Here is a 21,778-nt window from a genome sequence, read left to right as displayed (position 1 = left end):
TCTCTAAAAATTTCACGCTAAATAAATGAAGATAAAACGCCGTAATGCACGGTGGATATGTGATGGAATGCCTGAAATTTTTTCATAAAAAAAATAACGAAACTTTTCCCCTTTTTATTTGATGAAATTATTGAAATTATCGTACAAATTAATTTGGAGTGTTGTTAATGAACAATGTTGTAAAAGGTATTATCGCCCTGATTATTTCTTCACTTGGATTCAGTCTGATGTCTCTGTTTGTAAAATATTCCGGCGATCTGCCTACCGTACAAAAGACTTTCTTCAGAAACTTTATCTCGATGCTGATTGCACTTGCTCTCGTTCTCTATTATAGAGAGAGCCTGTTCGGAAAACGTGAAAATCAGGGTTGGCTGCTGCTCCGCTCGGGACTTGGGCTGATCGGTGTGCTGCTGAATTTCTTCACCATCGACCGGATGGTCTTGAGCGATGCTGATATTCTCAATAAATTGAGCCCGTTCTTTACTATAATACTCTGCGCTGTATTTTTAAAAGAATACATCCGGAGGTTCCAGATAATCTCAATTATCGTCGCACTACTTGGTGCAATCTTTATTATTAAACCGTCATTTTCAAGTGATACATACTTCGCGCTCATCGGTGTCCTCGGTGCAGTTTTCGCAGCCGGTGCCTATACGGTACTCCGCATACTCGGAAGCCGCGAGAAATTTTATACAGTCGTGTTTTACTTTTCATTCTTCTCGACCGTCGCTCTGCTGCCGTTCTTTATCTATCAGTTTGAACCGATGACAATGACACAGTTCTGGCTGCTGATACTCTCAGGCGTATTTGCCGCAGTCGGCCAGTTCGGACTGACAATCGCATACAGCTACGCACCGGCGAAAGAAATATCGATCTTCTTCTATTCGACAATACTGTTTACAGCACTGTTCAGTATTATCGTCTTTAATGAAGTGCCGGACATGCTGTCGATTCTTGGCTATGTTATAATCTTCGCGGCAAGCTACTACATGTACATGAAAAACCGCCCGAAGAAACTTAAAGTCGCTGGCAAGAAAAAAAGATAGACTTGTATTTATAGTTTGAATTAACGCGGTCCCGGCTCATTGAGAGTCGGGATTTTTTGCTTGTGTGGACGATTTCGTGGAAATGACGCCGACGTTTGCTTTCTACGTCTGACATGAAACCCGCTCATTGGTGAGATAAACGGCTACCTCTGATATGAAATCCGTTCATTGGTGAAATAAACAGTTACCTCTGACATGAAATCCGCTCATTGGTGAGATAAACGGCTACCTCTGATATGAAACGAGCTCATTGGTGAGATAAACAGTTACCTCTGACATGAAACCCGCTCATTGGTGAGATAAACAACTACCTCTGATATGAAACCCGCTCATTGGTGAAATAAACGGTTACCTCTGACATGAAACCCGCTCATTGTGCCACAACCGATGTTTTCAAGGCGTCTTCTAACACGTTACCCAAATAAAAACGCCGGAACTTCCAGAGTTCCGGCCGGTATTCATAACCTTAATATCTATATGCTTTTTCCGCCATGCTGCTGGATTTCTTCCAGAAAGTACGGACAGTAGTGTTTCAGTTTGTAGTTGCCGACGCCTTGAATGTGCATCATGTCCTGTTTCGACTTCGGCATTTTCTTAGCAAATTCTTTTAGAATATGATCGGTAAATATTGCGTCCTCGTCCAGTTTATATTTATCTGCCAAATCTTTACGTGTATTCAGCAGTTTATCGTATAAAACCTCGTTCGGCGATGAGTCCGTCGACACGTCGACTCTTTCGTTGTAATGTTTGCGGTACGGCACCGTGTAGATTTTAACTTTGCTGTTCAATATATCAAAACTCTTCTCGACGAGATGCATTTTGTAGGACGAATAGTGAACATAGCCGCGCATCACAAGTTCTTCGACAAGATGGTTCACGTCGCTCGTGCGGTATGAGTCCAGCACACCGAAGCGTTCCTGCGAGTCTAAACCGCGCGCCATAATATTATCTGCGCTTTCTCCGCGGAGTACTTGAATCACAAGTTCCTTCGACAGCTGGCCGTCGGTTTCCTGAATCAGTTCTAGAATTAACCGTGCTTCAGACGTCATCGGTTCAGTACGTTCATTCGACAAACAGCTCGAACACTGGCCGCATGCTTCAACGTATTCATTCGGGTCAAAGTATTTCACGATAAAACTGCTCAGGCATTTGCTCGTTTTATTATACTGCAGCATCAAATCAAGTTTTTCACGCATATGGTCTTTATACTGATCTGAAGCACTTGCACGGTCGATAAAGAACTGCTGCAGATTAACATCGCGCTGCGTGGATATAAAATACAATCGCTCAAAGCACCATCGCGTCCTGCACGCCCGATTTCCTGATAGTAGCTTTCTAAATCGCCCGGTAAATTAAAGTGAATAATGTAGCGGATATCCGGTTTATCAATCCCCATGCCAAAAGCGTTCGTCGCGATGACGATTTTCACTTCATCGGTAACGAATTTTTGCTGGTTTTCATTTCTCTCTTTTTACCGAGACCTCCGTGGTAAATGACGTTGTCGATCTCATTATCCGTTAAATATGTCGACAGCTTTTCAACTTCAGCACGTGTCGACACATATATAATACCGGACATGCCCCACACGCTCTTTAATATAAGACAGAATAAATTGTTCGCGCTGGTAAGTTCCGTTTACAGACAGTTTTAAGTTCTCGCGTTTGACGCTCGTCTTAAATACCGCATTATTTTTATATTCAGCAGTTCCTGAATGTTCTCTTCAACCTCTTCAGTCGCTGTAGCCGTTACTGCGATAATCTGCACATCCGGAAGCAGTGCTTTAAGTTCCGGAATAATACTCTGGTAGCTCGGTCTGAAATCATGTCCCCATTTTGAAATACAGTGCGCCTCATCAAAGGCGACGAACGGTATGACTGAATGGCGGATCGCCGTTTTAAAGCCTTCATTGTTAAAACGTTCCGGTGCAACATATAAAAATTGCAGTTCCCCGCGCACCAGACGTCCCATAACATCATTTAAATCTCGTTTAGACATCGTCGAGTTAATGCACTCTGCACTAATGCCGCGGCGTTTCAGTGAATCCACCTGATCCTGCATTAAAGAAATCAACGGTGAAATAACCAGCGTTGTACCTTCGAACATTAAACCCGGTATTTGATAGCACAGTGATTTCCCCGAACCTGTCGGTAAAATACCGAGCGCGTTGTCTCCGGCTAAAATGTTTTCGATAATTTCCTGCTGGCCGTATCTAAATTTATCATATCCAAAATATTCTTTTAGTATAGCTTCCATAAAATATCATTCCTACATTTATGTATGTCGTTGTTATATAATTAATCTGCTATATTATACATTATTTTTATTAAGGTTTGTTGTATTTAGTATTAATAATCCCGCAAAAAATCTCCTGCTTGGCAGTTTACACCGATAAGTGTCTACTGTAACAGGAGTTCTGTAATAATTATGAGCTATTTACATTTTTTCTTTAACGAGTTCTTTTGATATTTTATAGTCGATTGCTTTAAACAAACTGTTCACCCATAAATAGTGACCGTATGTTTCTGCATGTGCAGCATCGCTGTCGACTGCTTTAAACTTAATTTTAGAACCGCGGCGCTTCTGGCCAAGTTTGTGCATATGATAGCTTGGAATTGTACCGATATGTGTCAATTCTGTCTCAGCATCAAAATCGTTCAGTGCAATCGTCAGATTATTCTCAAGATATACTCCGCCGAGTACTCCCGGACTGACACAAGCCGCGCTCACAAAGTCAATTTCCTGTCCTTCGACTGACAGCTGAATACGGTTTTCTTCCCGCGTTACCGTGTATTCACGTTCTTCAAGTCTCTCGTATACTTCAGCCGGCACATCCGGGCGCTTCACGATATGGTAAATATCCGATAAGTAAACTTCGACAAGCGAATAGATGCCGATGCCCCAGCTGACTTTACGCTTGTTGCTCATCATATGGAAAATTTCATCGTGCAGCGCCGTGTAGTTGCGGCGCATAGTGACCTCGTCACCTGACTGCAGCACGTTTGATTTCTCTACAGCAATACCGCCGGCAATTGCCAGATACAGTCTGCTGCCGCGCGTTGAGCCCTGAAACGATAAAACGTCTCCCCGGTCCACGTGGTAAATACGGTTTGGCTGAATGTCTTCTTCGCTGACTCTGCCGTTAAAATCTCCGCCTGAATAAGCGATAATCGTCGGCTCGGTAAACTGAATCACCGCAGGCTGACCTGACATTTCAAGCGTCGGTTCATTGACGTCATTGCCGACTAATTTATTTGCGAGCATCGGTGACAGACTGTCTACCGCACCATTATACTCATTATTTTTCTGCTTGCTGTTTGTCTGTTTGTCGACGGTCTGCAGAATCGTGAGCAGTCCGCCTTCTTGTATAATTAAACTCATATTATTTCCTCCCGCTTACACTGTCGAGCACAGGCTTTACTAAAGCAATGATATAAGCTGCCGGTTCGATTGTATTTTCATTTTCCATTACTTCAACCGGGTCATAGTAAAAACTGACTGTATTTTTCGTAAACACGACTTCCCCAATATGAGGATTATCAATATTCAGATTGTTTTTATCAAACTGCGCTTTAATATTTTTAATTACAGACGCATCTTCTTGATACGTAATTATTTTATCTCCATTTGCAAAAATCATGAGTCCACTCCTCTTATCGGTAAAAGAATTCCAATTCGCCGGCAACGTATTCTGTAAAGCTACCCATGGCGATGCCAAAAACAATTATTGCAATAATGACACGACGAAACCGATCGTGATTCCGACGATTTTAATGTCATTTCTTAAGAGATACGTGACGACGAAATGCGTCAGTATGACTATTGCAACAACGAGTAATATTAAAATTAATGTAAACATAAGTCACCTCATTTACGGAGAGTGATTGCCACCCATTCCCGCGCACTATTTATCATGAACAAGTCAATTTGACCATTTTCGTATTTAAGCTGCAGATCATTCATCGTTATATTCTGTTCAGTAATAACTTTGCCGTCAATTAAAGACTGTCTCATAACACCATTAAGGATGCCTGCAGACAAAGGCGGCGTATAAAATTCCCCCGCTTCTTTAATGACGATGTTGCCGATATTAAACTCCGTAATATCTAAGTTATCATTATAGTATAAAACGACGTCAGAATCATTTGTTTTCCCACTGTACTGATGTCTCACTGTTGTTTTATGCACGATAAAGTCCGGTGCACCTAGTATAGGCGTCTTTGCGATCACGGAGATCATCGGCTGATTATTCTTATCGAGCGCCGCGTGCGAGATATTTAGGGAACCGTCACGCGACAGTGTCACACGGAGTTTATATACTCCCGAAGTGAGTTCGTTTCCTTCTATATAAGAAGCAATTGCTCTGTTGAAATCAGCTGGTGCAAAATTAAAGTGTGCTCTGCTCTTATTGAGACGATTTTCGTGATAGCCGAAACGTTTAACTTCACCGTCTATGAGGCGCATCGTTTCAATCAGTTCATACTGTCCCTGTTTTAAGAATGAAGTTTTGTGCAGTATTTCATCGAACTCGGACGAGGCATTCGAGTCGTATGTAATTCCGCCGCCCGCACTGTAAATATAACGGTCACTCGTAATTGTCAGCGTGCGGATCGGCACGTTGAACACGGACGCTCTATCCGGGTATAAAATCCCGAGCGCGCCGCAGTAAAATCCGCGTGGTGTTTTTTCCAATTTCTCTATCAGACGCATCGTCATTTGCTTCGGCGCACCGGTAATCGAGCCGCACGGAAACAATGCATCAAACGTATCACTTAATGTTACATCATCTCTGACATCCGCTTCCACTGTTGAAATCATCTGATAGACCGTCTGATATTTTTCAATCGTAAATAATTCAGCTGCTTTAACTGAATTGGCTTTGGCAATTTTCGAGATGTCGTTTCTTAAGAGATCGACGATCATAACGTTTTCCGCCTGATCTTTCTTCGAATTCCTTAAGAACTCATAGCTTGCTTTATCTTGTTTTGGATCTTCAAACCTTGGTGCGGTGCCTTTCATTGGCTTCGTTGAGATTTTACGATTGTTATCCATTTCAAAGAACAGTTCAGGCGACAGACTGACAATCTGCTTGTCGTCATAATCGATATACATCGCGTAGTCGCCGTTGTTCTGCGCGCTTAATTTTAAAAACAGCTGGTGGCTGTCGCCTCTGAAATACCATAGACAGACGCGTGGTATAGTTTACCTGATACGTAGCCCGTCCAGTATATAATTTCTGACCTGCTCAATTTTTTCAATCTCTTCACGCGTTTCACTGAGTTCAGGCGTGCTCATACTGTAAACTTCAGGCTGCTTTCATCTAAAAACTCTGTATAGGATACCGGATTTATAAATACATACGATAATATAATCATCTTTTTCATAAGTCACGCCGATTACCGCATAAAGCCCGTCTTTTTGATATTGCTCAGCTTTATTTTAAAGCCGCGTTAACGGTGTATCTTTCGTAATTACTTCCACTGGATTAGTAAAGTACAGGTTTTCTACCGTACCGTTCTTCTTAAACTTTGTATGTGCTCTCATGACTTTCCTCCGCTGCAATTCGTATAAAGTTATTGAGCTGCGCTCTGCCATGCTCCGATAATATAGCTTCCGGTGATACTGGACGCCAAACAGGATAGTCTTTATGCCGGATTGCCATTTGATGCCGTCCGCCGTGCGCCGGTAATATTAAATCTGGCGCGAGCCCCGCTGCATGTTAACGAGTGGTAACGGCAGCCTTTAAGCGCGACTTAATCTTTATATAGTCCTTTGCCGTCATGGTACACATCGTAGGCATGCCCATGAAACCGGACTTTCGCCGCGTGTAACGACTCCACCGAACATATGCCACAGCATCTGATGGCCGAGACAAATTCCTAATACCGGAAGTTTCTTATAATACCTTCCGATAAATCCAGCACTTCCGGCGTCCTTAGGATGCGACGGCCCCGGAGATATAATAATGCCGATAATATTAAATTCCTCTATCAGTTTATCGTCTAATTGATCAGGTGTGACCACTTTAATTCCGGCCTTATATGGATTGCTCTCGATGTAATGAACGAGATTATATGTAAATGAATCGTAATTGTCTATCATTAATAAATTCACTGGTCTTCTCCCTGCATGTAATTTCTTTAATAATATCATATACATATCAATTTAAATAACACAATAGGTACCTGGTATGATGAAAAACCGCCTGCTCTCATGTAGACTTAACATTAAATAAAGACAAATATCGTACTTACATAAGAAGGGTGATCTATGTCTAACCGCAAGTCCAGAATATGGACGAAAGATTTCATCATTATCGTTATCGCGAACTTTTTTATTTTTACATCGTTTCAAATGACGCTGCCGACACTCCCGCTATACGTACAGGAAATCGGCTCGAATGAAACATGGGTCGGCATTATCGTCGGGATTTTCACTTTCTCTGCCTTGTTAATCCGACCTTTCGGAGGGAAAATGCTCGATACGACAGGCCGTGCGCCGGTGTTTATAACCGGGCTCATTATTCTCGTTATCTCCTTATACTCACTCGCCATCAGTACAACGATATTGATTCTTGTCGTCGTGCGTATTGTGCAGGGGGTCGGCTGGGGGCTGTCGAATACAGCATCCGGCACCATCGCTTCAGATTTGGTACCGAAAGACCGCCGGGGAGAAGGCCTCGGATTTTTCGGCTTGAGCGGTAACCTCGCACTCGCTATCGGGCCTGCTCTCGGGTTGTTTTTAGTAAATCATATCGAATTCTCTACACTGTTCATTATTTGCGGATCGCTTACGTTAATCGCTTTAGTGCTCGCGTTAAATGTGCGCTACGTAAAACCGGAACCGCTGACAGATGTGGAAATGCAGGAAGATGCTGATACTGCATCGCGCTTTAATTTTGTTGAGAAAAGAGCACTGCCCGCTTCTGCATTACTGTTTTTCATTACACTTTACTTTCGGCGGTATTGCAACGTTCCTGCCGGCATATACATTTTCAGAAGGCTTTCAGCCTCATTATATTCAAATTTATTTTATACTTTACGCATTCGCACTCGTTACGACACGCTTCTTCGCCGGACGCATCTACGACCGTCGCGGACTCGCCATTGTCTTTATACCGGGTATTATTTTAATTATTGCAGGTCTTACACTGCTCGCAATTTTAGACAGTCCGATAATCTGTTCGCCGGAGCAATTTTGTACGGCCTCGGTTTCGGTACAGTCCAGCCCGCACTGCAGGCCTCTGCCATATACCACACCCCCGTAAGCGCGGTATGGCAAATGCGACATTCTTTTCTGCCTTTGATTAGGTGTCGGGCTCGGCGCCATTACATTCGGGCTCGTTGCACAATATGCAGACTACAGTTCAATATACTGGATCAGTGCAGCCAGCGGCGTTCTTTCCCTTATATTGTTCTTTATCTTAAGAAGCGCACGGAAAATTGTATAGAAAATTGCGTTCAAAATGTTTAGCTCCTCCTGAAATAGGCAATGTATTCTAGTAGAACATCGTATTTATAATTTTAGGAGGTCTTAAAGATGGGTTGGTTATGGACAATTATCGTCGGCGGTATTTTAGGCTGGCTTGCAGGAGCAATTATTAGTAAAGATATTCCATTTGGTATATCGGTAACATTTTAGCAGGTATCATCGGTGCATCAATGGTAACGCACTCGGCCTGGACATTGGACCAACAATAGGCGGCATGAGCGTCATTGGTACACTACTCGGTGCAATTATTTTAATCCTGGTAGTATTCATTTTTGGAATGGTCAAAGGCAACAAAAAGCGTAAATAATGATGATTAGAGCGGAATCCTTCAGAAGGGATTCCGCTTTTTGATGTCGCTGCGTCAAATAGGGTTGATTAATAATTTAGTCTGAATGCCTAACTTACAGTTTTCTAAAATACGCAAAATTTCGATAGCCAAGAGCACTCTCTTTAAAGCTTTATTGGCTTAGCACTTTTTCGGTGATAAGTCTTTACTTCTGCTGGATTATCACACATTTATGCCGATTTCGGTGATAAGTCACTGTTTATCACAAGTTGTGGCCGAATGATGTGATTCGGTGATAAGTCGTTGGCTTCTTCTGGACTTATCACCATTTATGCCGATTTCGGTGATAAGTCACTGCTTTTATCACGAGTTGTGGCCGAATTGATGTGCTTCGGTGATAAGTCGTTGGCTTCTTCTGGACTTATCATGCATTTAAGATTTTTAATGAGCAGGATCGTTCTCAAAAACACAACCTTCCTCATTTTCAGACCTATTATGAGCAAGAATCCATTTTTTCATTGCACCTTGCTCATTTCACACAACATTATGAGCAGGATCGTCCTCAAAACACAACCTTGCTCATTTTCAAACCTATTATGAGCAAGAATCCATTTTTTCATTGCACCTTGCTCATTTCACACAACATTATGAGCAGGATCGTCCTCAAAAACACAACCTTGCTCATTTTCAGACCTATTATGAGCAAGAACCCATTTTTTCATTGCACCTTGCTCATTTCACACAACATTATGAGCAGGATCGTCCTCAAAAATACAACCTTGCTCATTTCACACCGTCAAACCAACTTATCTGCCCCCTTTTTGTTATAATCGGGGTGCATCACATCAATATTTGCAAGGAGTTTTACATATGAAGAAGTTTATCAACGCAACGATTTATGGTGATTCGGATTCAACTGAATTTTTAATTGAAGATAAAAAATTTAAAGCAGTCGGCACTAACCTGGGTCATGCCGATGAAGTCATCGACCTCGAAGGGAAACTCGTGCTCCCGCCTTACGTCGATCCGCATCTGCACCTGGATTACATTTTCTCAGGTCTCGGTGAAGGTAATGCCAACGTTTCCGGTACATTATTTGAAGGCATTCAGCGCTGGAGTGATAACAAAAAAGATTTAACAGAAGATAAAGTCCGCGAATCTGCACTAAAGGGCATAAAAAAAGAAGTGAGTCACGGTGTGCAGTATATTCGTACGCACGTAGATGTGACTGATCCCAACCTGACTGGAATGAAAGCTCTCCTTAAATTACGTGAAGAGTTAAAAGATATCGTCACATTGCAATTAGTAGCTTTCCCTCAGGAAGGGTTCTTCCGTTATAAAGGCGGTCCTGAACTCGTAAGAAAAGCCCTCGAAATGGGTGCCGATGTTGTCGGTGGAATTCCACATTTCGAAATTTCTTACGAACACGGTGTCGAATCGCTCAAACAAATTGTCGATTTGGCACTCGAGTTCGATGTCATGATCGACATTCACTGTGACGAAAATGATGATCCGAACAGCCGATTTTTCGAAGTACTGAACGCGCTCGTGATGGAAAAAAATTATGGTCCGAAGACAACAGCAAGTCACACGACAAGCTTCGGTGCGGTTGAAGCAAGTTACGCCAACAAGATGATGGGCTTATTCAGAGAGTCGAAAATCAACTTTATTTCATGTCCTACAGAAAATGCACACTTGCAGGGACGAGGAGATGTTTATCCGAAAAGACGCGGTCTGACTCGCGTGAAGGAACTGCTTGAGAATGGTAATAATGTAGCATTCGCACAGGATTCAATCGCGGATTACTGGTACCCGCTCGGCAACGGCAACATGATGAATATTCTCGATAACGGCATTCACCTTGCTCATTACACTCATATCGATGAAATTAATAAAGCACTCGAGCTGATTACAACTAACGGTGCAAACGTAATGAACATTGAGGATTACGGTATCAAACAGGGCAATTCAGCAAACTTTATCGTGCTGGATGCACACGATGCATACGAAGCAGTACGTGAACGGGCAGAAGTGCTCGCTTCAGTTAGAAATGGTGAGTACTTATTCAAACGTGAAGTTCGTAAAAATGAAATCGAAGTCGATTTCCTAAAAAAATAAATCAACACAAAAAAGACGCTGTCAGGAACCTGATTCCTATACAGCGTCTTTTCTATTTTACGCGCCCCAAACTTCATCGGAGATTTCTTTAACCAGCTGAAGTTTTGCCCACTGCTCATCTTCAGTAAGATTATTTCCTTCTTCCGTCGAAGCGAATCCGCACTGCGGACTGAGACACAATCTGTCTTTACTAATGTATTTCGCCGCTTCTTCAATGCGGGAGATAATATCTGCTTTGTTTTCAAGCTCCGGAACTTTGGATGAAATCAGCCCAAGTACAACCTGCTTATCACCACTCACTTTAGCAAGAGATTCAAAACCGCCGGCACGTTCTGTATCGAACTCAAGGTAGTAGCCATCAACGTTTTCTTTACCGAATAATTCATCCGAAACTTTATCATAAGCACCTGACGATGCCCATGTTGAACGGTAGTTTCCGCGGCAGACATGCGTCGTTATCGTCAGTCCTTCAGGTTTCCCTTCAATCGCGCTGTTGTTAAGCTCGACGTACTGTTCGCTCAGCGACTCAATCGTCAGGTCATCGGTTCTGTTCTTCCAAAAATTCTCGTCGACAATCATGCCCCAAGTACAGTCATCCAGCTGCAGATTTGTACAGCCTGCTTCATGCAGTTCCTGAATGAATGTGCGATACGCTGCTGCAATATCCGCAAGCAGTTCTGTTTCATCCGGATAAATTGCTTCCGTCGATTCTTTATTTTCCGGGCGTGTCAATTCTCTTAAAAACTGTGCCGGTGCCGGAATTGTCTGGCGTGCAATAATCGTCGTCGGCAAATTGATTTACATATTTAAAATGGTCGATAAACGGATGATTCTCTCCGCTTATTTTGCCTGTCAGACGTGCAGTCTCAGCTCTCGTTTCAATCGCAACGAAGTTGTAGCCATTCTCAACATCAGATTTTTCAACCCCGTTAAGACCCCAGAAGAAATCGAGATGCCACCATGAACGGCGGAACTCCCCATCGGTAATTGCTTTTAATCCTATATCCTTCTGCTTTTGTATAAGTTCTTTTATCGTTTCGTTTTCAACTGAAGTAAGCTCATCCTGTGAAATGCTGCCATTTTTAAAATCCTCGCGTGCTGCTTTTAATTTAGCCGGTCGTAAAAAACTCCCGACGTTATCAAATTTAAACGGTGCTGTTTTAACTGCTGTGACTGACATAACTGACCACTCCTTCATTTGTTAATATGAATTTATAGTAGCACGGGGTCACGGCAATAGCATTAACGTTTAAATTCATGGTTAGTTATAACTTTTAGCTATATCATTATACGTATATCAATTTAAACTCTTCCACAACGATTTCCTCAGACTCGTTAAATTCGAGTCCCATTTCCGGATACAGCCATTCAAAGAAATCGATATGCGCCTGTCTCCAATACGATAAAGTCCGGTCGCCCTCGCCTTCTTTATAAGCGATTTCTTCGCCGGCATCTTTAAAAATAATCGTATAAACTTTCGTACATTCGATAATACATTTCGGAGTATCATTTTCACCGAGGATGATACTTACTTCTCCAGCTTCAGGGAGACTTTCATTTTCCACCTCGTACTCTTTTAAACTGCTGCACGTTAAAGTCTTCTTTCCTGAAATGACGAGTTCCGCCAGTTCATCCGGAGCAACTCCGAACTGCCATGCTGTATAACTCTTCTTTTCGTAATCCGGATATTCATTAGTAAATTCTTTCCAGTATTTTTCTTCCGTCATTATTATCATCCCATCTGCATTTCATACATCTTGCTGTAGTTTTGACCTAACTCTATTAATTCCTCGTGATTACCCTGCTCTTTAATTTCGCCGTTTTCCAACAGAATAATTTGATCTGCATGCTGAATCGTTGAGAGTCTGTGCGCGATGATAAATGTTGTACGGTCTTTCGATACAACATCCATTGCGTATTGAATCAGCTGTTCTGTTTCTGAATCAATATTGCTCGTCGCTTCATCCAGCACGAGCACTTTAGGGTTAAACGCTAGAGCTCTGGCAAATGAAATCAGCTGTCTTTCACCTAGAGAAAGCGTCGCGCCCCGCTCTGCGAGTTCTGAATGAATACCGTCAGAGAGCCGCGCCATAAGCGGTGCTGCCCCGACGTCTTCCAATGCTTTTAATACTTCCTCTTCTGTAATGTCCTCATTGTTCAGCCGCACGTTGTAAAGCAGTGTACCGCTGTATATGAATGGATCCTGAAGCACAATCGACATAAACTGCCTTAAGCTCTGTTTATCGATTTCCTTCGTATCATGCTCATCAAAATAAATAGCACCATGGTTCGGATCATAAAAGCGCATTAAGAGATTAATAATCGAACTTTTACCTGAACCGGTATGTCCGACAAGTGCAATCGTGTCGCCCTGTACTGCATCGATATTTATATTTTTTAAGACATCTCTTTTGCCGTCGTATGAAAAATTCACATTGCGAAATGAGATGTTGCCATTAAACTTATTCAGCGTCTGCCCTTCTTTTACTTCCGGTTCAGCATCCAGCATTTCAAGTACTTTATCTGCTGCGACGCGTGCCTGCTCAAATATGCTCAGCTGGCTGATAATATTAAACAGCGGGTTAAAGAAGCGCGTAATATACGACAAGCAGGTACATAATACCAACTGTCAGTGCACCCGTATCTCCTAAAAACGTAGTCGCAAATATATACACGAGAATGGCGAACACCAGCGAACGGATCGTATTTGCAAGATTTTCACCTGTTAAGCTTTCAAGTTTTACGAGCCCTTTGGCACTGTCGTAATACTCATCATTAATCTTTTCAAATTCATCTTTAATCTGATCTTCACGGTTAAATACTTGAATAATCGGCATGCCATTAATCGACTCATTAATCATAGCGTTCATATCGCTATTTCTCTCACGTTTTATATGATTATTGTCGTTTGAATATTTTTTATACAGTACACCCCAGATAATAACAATTGGAATGAACACCAGCATGACAATACCTGTCCAGAAATGGACGTACAGCACGATGCCGACAATACTGAATATCGTTAATATACTCACCATAAACATCGGAATAACCGATGCGAACAGCTGCAGAATCGATTCAGTATCATTGGTAATTCTCGCGACCACTTTCCCTGCCGGCAAATTATCAAAGTATCTGATCGGCAAATTCTGCACGTGTTTAAAGACATCGAGCCGCATCTTTTGAATTGCTCTTGTACCTGCTGAAACTAAGACGATTTGAGCGAAGTAGCTCGTAACCGCATGCAGCAGTTTTATCGTTAAAAACAGTGCAATTAAATATAATATCGGCTGTATGACAATGTTGCCTGCGCCGAGTTTTATATGTGTCCAGTATCGCTGCGGCAATCAGCGGTCCGGCTAATTCAAAGCCGACCATGCAAATCATTAAGAGTATACCCCCTGCAAACATTCCTTTGTACTGTTTGATATAGGGTAATAGTTTTACCATTTCCTTCATTACGACTCACCCCCTGTAATGAAATAGTCATTCTGTTTTGAATACCAGCCGCTGCCGTTCGACAATGCCTGATGTGTTCCTGATTCGACAATTTTACCGTTTTCTAAAACGATAATTTTATCGGCATGATGCACTGCTGATAAACGGTGCGTAATGATAATCGTCGTTTTATCTTTGCGGTTATCTTTAATGTGGTTAATAATTCGAGTCTCTGTCCGTGCATCGACGGCACTTAAAGCATCATCCAGAATTAAAATATCCGGCTGTTTAATCAGACTGCGTGCAATCGAAATCCGCTGCTTCTGCCCGCCGCTTAAGGAAACTCCTTTTTCGCCGACAAGCGTTTCGAGACCTTCCGGCATACGTGCCAGATCTTCATCGAATGCACTTAATTTAATCGCTTCCGTTAATTCCGCTTCAGTTGCGTCGGGTTTCCCGAACATAATATTCTCCCTGACGGTTCTTGAAAACAGAATATTTTCCTGGGAAACATAGCCGAGCTTATCTCGCAGTTTTTCGCGGTTAAGGCTTGAAATATTGACCCCGTCGATAATTAAGTCCCCGCTACCTTCCGGGTAAATTTTTAACAGCTGTTTGATAAACGTCGACTTGCCGCTGCCGGTTTTACCGACGATACCGAGCGTTTCCCCTCTGTTCAGCTCAATCGTTATATCTTCAAGACTATTATGCTGTGCTGTCGGATATTTAAATGTCACTTCGTTAAAGTTAAAATTAGTTTCTTTAACTGTCGCTTCTCCAATATCGTTTAAATCGTCCGTTTCATCGAGGACGTTTTGAATACGATCATACGATGCATTACCGCGCTCCATAATATTGAACATACCGAGCGCAAACATCGGCCAGATCAGCATGTTCAAATACACGTTAAACGTAATAAGCTCCCCGACGGTAATAATCCCGTTATTCACAAGCACTGCACCGTAGCCGAACGATATCGCAATACTTGATGACACAACGATAATCGTCAGCGGCTGGAAGAATGCATCGAGCTTTTCAACTTTCATAAATTTATTTAAATAGTTTCAGTTAAGCTGTGGAATCGTCTATTTTCTGCATCTTCCTGTACATAGCTGCGTGTTAAACGGACACCTTCCACTACTTCGAGCACCGCATCGTTCATTACACCGAATGCTTCCTGGGAAGATTTATGACGCTTGTTAATCATCCTGCCGAGACGCTGTTCAATAATTGCAAGCAAAGGCAGCGGCAAGAGGGCGAAGAATGTCAGCTGCCAGCTGATTGTAAAGCCCATAACGAGTATGATTGTCAGTAAAAACGTTGTCGAATCAAGGAGCGTAATAATTCCGAAACCCGTAGCCATATTGACCGTCTTTAAATCATTCGTTGCTTTTGCCATTAAATCACCGGTCTTGCTACGTTCATAAAACCCAGGTGACAAGAGCAGAAACTTCCGCATTAAACGGCTTCTGATAATGGATTCGATTTTAATTGCCCCTTCAAATAATAAGTAGCCCCACCAATAACTTACAACATAAGTTAAAACAATAACTGCTGCAAAAATAAGCAGGATATTCCACATTATTGTTTCCGTCATCTCTCCGTTATTAATTAAATCGATGGTCCGGCCGATCAGCTGCGGCGGAATAATATCCATTACGTTCGCAATAAGTAAAAATAGAACGATAAGTGTATAACGCTTTTTGTTCGAGAAAATATACCAGCTGATTTTCCTGATGTAATCTAACATAATTCACCTTTTTCTCAAAAGTTCCCCTTTGAATTATTTCGCTTTGATGTCTTTTCCCCCTCCAAAAGCACAAAAAAGCGCGCACTATTAATGTGCACGCTTAAAAATGGCATAAAAATAGAGAGGACATGCCTCTCCATTTTCAAATATATCTTATTATCTATTATCCAGAATAATTTATAGTTGTGAAATTAGAGAGGTATGGATATTTGGTTGTGAAATTGAAATCTGATGAGTTTGCTGAATCAATAATTTCATAACGCCTTACCTCCTGTTCATAATTTTGTCACAAATCAATCATAAATTATCTTTTTACAATTTGCAAGCAGAGTTTTCAAATAATTTAAAATTTATAAAGTAAAAGCAATTTTCCCCATCATACCAGCTTTATCTAGATGGTCGAACGCCTCTTTATCTCTTCCATTTTAAAAGTTTTATCCATAACTGGTTTAATGTCGTGTTTTTCAATAAAATCAATCATGTCGTGAAGCTCTTCAGCACTCGCCATCGTTGAACCGAGTAAGTTAAACTGACCGTAGAAAAACTTGCGCAGATTAAAATCAACCGTATCTCCTGCAGATGCACCGAACGCCACTAAAGTGCCGCCTCGCTTCAGTTGATCAACTGATTTGTTAAACGTTGCCGCACCGACACTTTCAATTACGAGGTCAGCTTTCTCTCCGTTCAGCTGTTCATCCCAGTCAATTTCAGAATCAATCGCTTTATCAGCACCGAGTTTCAATGCCTCAGCACGTTTTTCTTCAGAACGTGATGTAACAAAAACAGTGGCACCTTTAGCCTTCGCAAACTGCATGAGGAATGTCCCCGCTCCGCCGGTCGCACCGGGAACCAGCTCTGTCTGTCCCGCTTTAAGCTGTCCTCTCGTAAACATCGCGCGGTAAGCAGTCATGGCGGATAAGGCGAGCACTCCCGCTTCTTCCCAGTTTAAATGCTCAGGCTTCAACACAGCGTTTTCAGCCGGAAGTGTAATGTACTCAGCAAAAGTTCCGTTAAACGGAAAGCCTGTAATTTCAAAACCTTCCGGCGGCACCGCACTGTTTTTCTCCCAGCCGAGCGCAGGATTAACAATCACTTCGTCGCCGACTTTAACATTTGTCACGTTAGTACCGACAGCGTCGATAACCCCTGCACCGTCCGATCCGAGAACAAGCGGCGAATCGCTTTCATTATGTCTGTTCGGGATAAATAAATCTCTGTGATTTAATCCCGCCGTTTTTATTTTAACGACGACTTCATCGTCACCCATTTTATCCTGTTCAACTTCACCAAACTGTATACCCTCTAAACTCTGTACACCTTCATGATATATAGCTTTCATTCAAAAGAACCTCCTTCGTAAGATTTACTTTGTCGGTTTGACAGTAACGCCGCCTGCTTCGCTATCCAATATCCAGTTAGCAGAAAGCATGTTTTCTAAATCCTTTTGCTGATCTTCTGAAATTTCAAGTCCAGAAATAACAAACTCGTCCACCTGGTAATCTTCATCGGCAAACTTGCCGAATTTCATTTTAATTAAGTTTTTCAGACCGTTGAAAGTCAGAAACTTCACTTTGTAGCCGTCGTTCACAATTGCCTCAAAATCAGCATTTTTGCTCAGTTCCACTAAAGCATCAAAGTCCATATTTTCTTTAACAGCCTTGAATTCCTCAAGATTATTCGCTTTAATATTTTCAATAATTTTATCGTTGCTGATGCCATTGCTTCTCAGCGTTTCAATCGCATAAGCTTCCATTAACGTAATTGATTCCATGTGTGTGCCTCCTAAAATAATGTTAACGCTATTGTATCATTTAGCGTGTTTTATGAAACGATAAATGGCTTGATGCGGGGAGATTCGCGCCTGCTTTTTGTGTTGTCAGCGCTCATGCGGCTGAAAATTCATTTTCGAGCGCATGTGGAATTCGTTCATTGAGACAAGAGAGTTTTTTATCCCAATGAACCAGTCACGATGGGACAATTGCCTGTATTTGCCTCAACGAACAACTCACAATAAGATGATTATCAATTTCCGTCCCAACGCGCAGCTTACATTGGGGTAATTAGCCGTATTCGTCCCAATGTAGAATACCTAATCAGCACATTTATGGGTATAAACATATTAAAGCTGGAATTTTCAACCTAAATATAAGGAGAATGATAAGATGGACAGTCACTACATAACAGTTAACAGCACTAAGCTGCATTACGTTACAGGAGGTAAAGAAGACGGTCCCGTGTGTCTCTTACTTCACGGTTTCCCGCAAAGCTGGATTACATGGCGAAATGTAATTCCGTACCTCGAAGCACATTATAAAATTATCGCTGTGGATCTTAGAGGTTACGGGGATTCCGATAAACCTGAAGGCATTGAAAATTATACGAATAAGATTATGGCTCAAGACATTACTGAGATTCTTGCTGCACAAAACGTCACGACTGCTTACGTTGTCGGACATGACCGCGGCGCACGTGTGGCCCGCCGATTGGCATATGATCATCCCGAATTAATTAACCGTCTTGCTCTCATTGAAATCATGCCGATGGAATATGTGTACTCGTTATCCGCTGAAGAAGCCGCGAAAAAGTATTGGCACTGGGTATTTCAGGTTGTGCCTGATTTACCGGAGACTTTAATCTCAGGCAAAGAAGAAGAGTATTTAAAATTTCTGTTAAGCCGGGGTGATGGTTTATTCGAATTACTTAATTCAGATGGTTCATGGGATAAATATCTTAAATCCTGGAAACAACCAGGCGCAGTAAAAGCAGCATTGAATGATTACAGAGCCTCGTATAAATTTGATTTACCAGAATATCAGGAGAAAATGAAGCCAGCAGATAAATTAAATATCGACACACTGCTGCTCTGGGCGGAAAATGGAAATCTGTCAGGATTGCCTGTTGAAGATATTTGGAAACTGTCAATTAATAACGTGACCGGCTATGAACTTAAAAACTGCGGACACTACCTGCTCGAAGAAAAAGGCGAAGAAGTCGCACAGTATATTCTTGAATTTGATAAATAAGCAAGTCATCTTGCTTATATTCATTCACATGCGGTTGAAAACTTCGCTGTGACCCGATGTAGATTACTCATACGGTCGATAATTCGACTGTGACCGCATGAAAACATCACATACGGTTGAATAATAATTTGCAGCCGGATGAAGGATTCTCATCCGGTCAATTGTTAATTTACGAGCGCATGAGAAACTGCATGATTCAAACCCCGCTTACAGCTAAATATTGTATACTGTAATAAAAGCATACGTGAATAATTACACCATACAGTTTTAGGGGGATTCATATGATAATTAAAAGTTACACAGATTTCTGGAAACGTACTTTCGACTTCAGCGGAAGATCGACCCGCTCCGATTTTTGGGTGCCTTTTTTAACTCACATTTTTATCTTTCTTTTCGTTTTTTATTTGGAGCAATCATAGATGTTCCTCTTGGTCGATATGTTGTGCTGATTACGATGGTACCTTCATTTACCATAACGGCCAGACGCCTGCATGATACAAATCGTACGATGCTGTTTGCAATCCTTTTTCCTATCAGCGCTGTCGCCGCACCTACAGGAGGTATTGCAGCTTTTATAGGAATGTTTGCCTGGCATGGGACTGACGGTGATACTACGGTCGGCATCGTCTTAGTCATTAGTATATTATTTCTCATTTTTGGAACAATCATTTCCATTTACAGTTTAATTCTGTTCGTTCTGCCCGGTAATAAAGAACCGAATAAATACGGATCGGGTGGCAGCTGTGTAACGTCCAGTACAGATATATAAACACAAAAATACCGCGGCAAATCCTCATTTGCTGCGGTTTCTTTATCTATCAGTATTTAAAATTTTTTGCTGTCGTACGAGCCGCTGTTTACTGCCCCGTCTTTTTCAAATTGCGAAATTCCGCCCGAAAAGTCGTAGGCGACTTTCACATCACCGTCGTCGGATGCGCTCGTAATAACCACTTTAATGCCTGCATTGACAGCTCTTTTTACACCAGAAGCAACGAGATTATTCGCATGTCCGCGCCTTATCGTTTCAATAACAAGCCCTGCTACTTTATGCTCAACTGCACAGTCGATAAATTTCGCATCTGTACCTATTTACTGAGTTTATCAAACTCAGTGCAAATCCAAGTCCAGAACAGAATTATTGAGTTTTCAGAAAATTGTGATAAAATTAATTTAAAAGGAGTTTAATATTTTAGGAAGGGAGAGGAAAAACGATGACGAAAGTTTCGTGGTCAAGATTAATGTTCTTTACAATGCTAATCTTTGTATTGGCTTTGGCAGCGTGCGGCAATGGTGATACTTCAGACGAAGCATCAACTGATGATTCAGAGATGGCAACAGAAGAGTCGGCTGACGACTCGGAAACTGCTACTGAAGAATCAACCGAGGATTCAGAGACAGCAACTGAAGAGTCGACTGAGGATTCAGAGACTGCAACAGAAGAAAGTGCTGAAACTGAGCCAAAAGTGACTGAGTTTGAGCCGGCATTCCCAGAGCAAACAAGAGCACCTGCAGTAGAGACTGAAGCGGAATTGGACGTAGAGGTTGTTGCTGAGGGTCATGGGGTGTCTTGGGGTATGGAAGAATTTGATAATAACCGTTTACTTGTCACGCAAAGAGATGAAGCAGAACTTCTTATTGTAAATCTTGAAGATGGTTCTGTTTCAGATCCAATCGAAGGGACTCCGGAAGTAAATAACGAAGATCAGGGTGGTTTACTCGATGTAGCTATTGCACCTGATTTTGACGAATCAAGATTAGTATTTATGACATTTGCTCAAGATGTTGATGAGGGTACCTTAACTGCTGTCGGTAAAGGTGTTTTATCAGAAGATGAAGCCTCACTTGAAGATTTTGAAGTCATCTTCCAAGCAGAACCAGCATATGATGGTACCTTACACTACGGCGGACGTATTATGTTTGATGATGATGGCAACCTGTTCTTAACAACTGGTGAGCGTTCAGATGATCCGATTCGCGAACGTGCGCAAGACTTAGATGCTTACCTAGGTAAAGTCATTCACATTACACCAGACGGGGAAGCAGTAGATACGAATCCATTTATCGAAGATGAAGATGCACTAGATGGTATTTACAGCTATGGTCACCGTAATATCCAGGGTGTGGATTATCATCCTGAAACAGGAGACTTATGGATTGTTGAGTTCGGTCCGCAGGCCGGGGATGAACTGAATATTGTTGAACCAGGGTCTAACTATGGATGGCCGACTGTATCGTATGGTATTGAATACAGCGGTGAATTAATCAATGATGGTATTTCAGAACACGAAGCTCAAGGCTTTGTTGAACCTAGATATTACTGGGATCCGACAAGTGCACCAAGCGGTATGTCATTCTATGATAATAACGCAATTCCTGAATGGGAGAACAACTTGTTCATCGGCGGTTTAGCGCCGAACTATATTGTACGTGTCGTTATTGAAGATGACATCATCGTCGGAGAAGAACGTCTCTTAACTGAAGAAGGCGAACGTTTCCGTGATATTCTTGTAACTGAAGATGGCGCGCTTGTTGCAGCTACTGATGGCGGTATGATTTATAAAATTACTGCAGCAGAATAACTGCTAAATCAAAAAGACCGGAGCAAATCCCCATTTGCTCCGGTTTCTTT

18 protein-coding genes and 3 pseudogenes are annotated in these 21,778 nt (G+C 42.0%); 6 read left to right on the top strand and 15 right to left on the bottom strand.

Features of this window, described 5'->3' with window-relative positions; genetic code table 11:
- The first annotated feature begins 167 nt into the window (after nt 1-167).
- Nucleotides 168-1,046 (top strand): DMT family transporter, encoded by an 879-nt coding sequence (locus tag G4D76_RS11555; RefSeq protein ID WP_213809957.1) that lies wholly within the window; start codon nt 168-170, stop codon nt 1,044-1,046.
- A 473-nt stretch (nt 1,047-1,519) separates the two neighbouring features.
- On the opposite strand, the pseudogene recQ reads toward G4D76_RS11555, so the two are convergent.
- The 6 genes and pseudogenes from recQ to G4D76_RS11525 form a co-directional block, all read right to left on the bottom strand.
- A pseudogene (gene recQ / locus G4D76_RS11550) lies at nt 1,520-3,299 on the bottom strand (DNA helicase RecQ).
- 180 nt (nt 3,300-3,479) lie between these two features.
- Nucleotides 3,480-4,424 carry a 5-oxoprolinase subunit C family protein gene (locus G4D76_RS11545; RefSeq protein ID WP_213809956.1) on the bottom strand — a complete coding sequence of 315 codons (945 nt, stop codon included), beginning with the start codon at nt 4,422-4,424 and terminating at the stop codon, nt 3,480-3,482.
- Nucleotide 4,425: 1 nt separating this feature from the next.
- Nucleotides 4,426-4,683: a hypothetical protein gene (locus tag G4D76_RS11540; protein ID WP_213809955.1), complete on the bottom strand. Its 258-nt coding sequence runs from the start codon at nt 4,681-4,683 to the stop codon at nt 4,426-4,428.
- Between the two features lie 84 nt (nt 4,684-4,767).
- On the bottom strand, nt 4,768-4,902 hold the full coding sequence (locus tag G4D76_RS16190) for a hypothetical protein (RefSeq protein WP_256440479.1): 135 nt from the start codon (nt 4,900-4,902) through the stop codon (nt 4,768-4,770).
- Between the two features lie 8 nt (nt 4,903-4,910).
- The gene (locus tag G4D76_RS11530; protein ID WP_371814689.1) at nt 4,911-6,242 is read right to left on the bottom strand and encodes a bifunctional chorismate-binding protein/class IV aminotransferase; all 1,332 of its coding nucleotides are present in this window, start codon (nt 6,240-6,242) and stop codon (nt 4,911-4,913) included.
- A 579-nt stretch (nt 6,243-6,821) separates the two neighbouring features.
- On the bottom strand, nt 6,822-7,157 hold the full coding sequence (locus tag G4D76_RS11525) for a glutamine amidotransferase-related protein (protein WP_213809953.1): 336 nt from the start codon (nt 7,155-7,157) through the stop codon (nt 6,822-6,824).
- A 156-nt stretch (nt 7,158-7,313) separates the two neighbouring features.
- Between G4D76_RS11525 and G4D76_RS11520 the strand changes: the two are divergent.
- Both G4D76_RS11520 and G4D76_RS11510 read left to right on the top strand, forming a co-directional pair.
- Nucleotides 7,314-8,493: pseudogene (locus G4D76_RS11520) on the top strand (MFS transporter).
- A 1,197-nt stretch (nt 8,494-9,690) separates the two neighbouring features.
- Entirely contained in the window at nt 9,691-10,938 is a 1,248-nt protein-coding gene (locus tag G4D76_RS11510; RefSeq protein WP_213809952.1) for an amidohydrolase family protein, read from the top strand.
- A gap of 57 nt (nt 10,939-10,995) precedes the next feature.
- Here G4D76_RS11510 and G4D76_RS11505 read toward each other — a convergent pair.
- The 8 genes and pseudogenes from G4D76_RS11505 to G4D76_RS11475 form a co-directional block, all read right to left on the bottom strand.
- Nucleotides 10,996-12,118, bottom strand: a pseudogene (locus G4D76_RS11505) (5-methyltetrahydropteroyltriglutamate--homocysteine S-methyltransferase).
- A 106-nt stretch (nt 12,119-12,224) separates the two neighbouring features.
- Nucleotides 12,225-12,665: an ASCH domain-containing protein gene (locus tag G4D76_RS11500; RefSeq protein ID WP_026859879.1), complete on the bottom strand. Its 441-nt coding sequence runs from the start codon at nt 12,663-12,665 to the stop codon at nt 12,225-12,227.
- Nucleotides 12,666-12,670: 5 nt separating this feature from the next.
- Entirely contained in the window at nt 12,671-13,564 is an 894-nt protein-coding gene (locus tag G4D76_RS11495; protein ID WP_213809951.1) for an ABC transporter ATP-binding protein, read from the bottom strand.
- Nucleotides 13,521-14,285 (bottom strand): ABC transporter ATP-binding protein, encoded by a 765-nt coding sequence (locus tag G4D76_RS11490; RefSeq protein WP_213809950.1) that lies wholly within the window; start codon nt 14,283-14,285, stop codon nt 13,521-13,523. Before G4D76_RS11490 ends, G4D76_RS11495 begins: the two co-directional genes overlap by 44 nt.
- A gap of 111 nt (nt 14,286-14,396) precedes the next feature.
- Nucleotides 14,397-15,422, bottom strand: coding sequence for an ABC transporter ATP-binding protein (locus G4D76_RS17105; RefSeq protein WP_371814484.1), 1,026 nt, complete (start codon nt 15,420-15,422; stop codon nt 14,397-14,399).
- An 8-nt stretch (nt 15,423-15,430) separates the two neighbouring features.
- Nucleotides 15,431-16,126, bottom strand: coding sequence for an ABC transporter transmembrane domain-containing protein (locus G4D76_RS17100; RefSeq protein ID WP_371814483.1), 696 nt, complete (start codon nt 16,124-16,126; stop codon nt 15,431-15,433).
- A 391-nt stretch (nt 16,127-16,517) separates the two neighbouring features.
- Nucleotides 16,518-17,465: a zinc-binding dehydrogenase gene (locus G4D76_RS11480; protein ID WP_371814482.1), complete on the bottom strand. Its 948-nt coding sequence runs from the start codon at nt 17,463-17,465 to the stop codon at nt 16,518-16,520.
- A gap of 24 nt (nt 17,466-17,489) precedes the next feature.
- Entirely contained in the window at nt 17,490-17,897 is a 408-nt protein-coding gene (locus G4D76_RS11475; RefSeq protein ID WP_213809949.1) for a hypothetical protein, read from the bottom strand.
- Between the two features lie 391 nt (nt 17,898-18,288).
- Here G4D76_RS11475 and G4D76_RS11470 point away from each other — a divergent pair, with 391 nt between their 5' ends.
- The gene (locus G4D76_RS11470; RefSeq protein WP_213809948.1) at nt 18,289-19,149 is read left to right on the top strand and encodes an alpha/beta fold hydrolase; all 861 of its coding nucleotides are present in this window, start codon (nt 18,289-18,291) and stop codon (nt 19,147-19,149) included.
- Nucleotides 19,150-19,591: 442 nt separating this feature from the next.
- Nucleotides 19,592-19,918 (top strand): DUF805 domain-containing protein, encoded by a 327-nt coding sequence (locus tag G4D76_RS11465; RefSeq protein ID WP_371814481.1) that lies wholly within the window; start codon nt 19,592-19,594, stop codon nt 19,916-19,918.
- 56 nt (nt 19,919-19,974) lie between these two features.
- On the opposite strand, the gene G4D76_RS17095 is transcribed toward G4D76_RS11465, so the two are convergent.
- The gene (locus G4D76_RS17095) at nt 19,975-20,238 is read right to left on the bottom strand and encodes an L-asparaginase family protein (protein WP_342664950.1); all 264 of its coding nucleotides are present in this window, start codon (nt 20,236-20,238) and stop codon (nt 19,975-19,977) included.
- 122 nt (nt 20,239-20,360) lie between these two features.
- Here G4D76_RS17095 and G4D76_RS11460 point away from each other — a divergent pair, with 122 nt between their 5' ends.
- On the top strand, nt 20,361-21,728 hold the full coding sequence (locus tag G4D76_RS11460; RefSeq protein ID WP_213809946.1) for a PQQ-dependent sugar dehydrogenase: 1,368 nt from the start codon (nt 20,361-20,363) through the stop codon (nt 21,726-21,728).
- Nucleotides 21,729-21,778: the final 50 nt, after the last annotated feature.

Origin of the sequence: Jeotgalicoccus sp. WY2 (assembly GCF_018437745.1) — a bacterium.
Classification (GTDB): Bacteria; Bacillota; Bacilli; order Staphylococcales; family Salinicoccaceae; genus Jeotgalicoccus; species Jeotgalicoccus psychrophilus.
Note: the sequence above shows the minus strand (reverse complement) of the source record. Positions and strands in the feature narration are given on the sequence as shown.

Bases quoted from the DNA above. Each gene is read 5' to 3' on its own strand.
- G4D76_RS16190 (WP_256440479.1), bottom strand. From the start codon at position 4,902: ATGTTTACATTAATTTTAATATTACTCGTTGTTGCAATAGTCATACTG.
- G4D76_RS11555 (WP_213809957.1), top strand. From the start codon at position 168: ATGAACAATGTTGTAAAAGGTATTATCGCCCTGATTATTTCTTCACTT.
- G4D76_RS11480 (WP_371814482.1), bottom strand. From the start codon at position 17,465: ATGAAAGCTATATATCATGAAGGTGTACAGAGTTTAGAGGGTATACAG.
- G4D76_RS11470 (WP_213809948.1), top strand. From the start codon at position 18,289: ATGGACAGTCACTACATAACAGTTAACAGCACTAAGCTGCATTACGTT.
- G4D76_RS17100 (WP_371814483.1), bottom strand. From the start codon at position 16,126: ATGTTAGATTACATCAGGAAAATCAGCTGGTATATTTTCTCGAACAAA.
- G4D76_RS11545 (WP_213809956.1), bottom strand. From the start codon at position 4,424: ATGAGTTTAATTATACAAGAAGGCGGACTGCTCACGATTCTGCAGACC.
- G4D76_RS11460 (WP_213809946.1), top strand. From the start codon at position 20,361: ATGACGAAAGTTTCGTGGTCAAGATTAATGTTCTTTACAATGCTAATC.
- G4D76_RS11510 (WP_213809952.1), top strand. From the start codon at position 9,691: ATGAAGAAGTTTATCAACGCAACGATTTATGGTGATTCGGATTCAACT.
- G4D76_RS11540 (WP_213809955.1), bottom strand. From the start codon at position 4,683: ATGATTTTTGCAAATGGAGATAAAATAATTACGTATCAAGAAGATGCG.
- G4D76_RS11500 (WP_026859879.1), bottom strand. From the start codon at position 12,665: ATGACGGAAGAAAAATACTGGAAAGAATTTACTAATGAATATCCGGAT.
- G4D76_RS11475 (WP_213809949.1), bottom strand. From the start codon at position 17,897: ATGGAATCAATTACGTTAATGGAAGCTTATGCGATTGAAACGCTGAGA.
- G4D76_RS17105 (WP_371814484.1), bottom strand. From the start codon at position 15,422: ATGAAAGTTGAAAAGCTCGATGCATTCTTCCAGCCGCTGACGATTATC.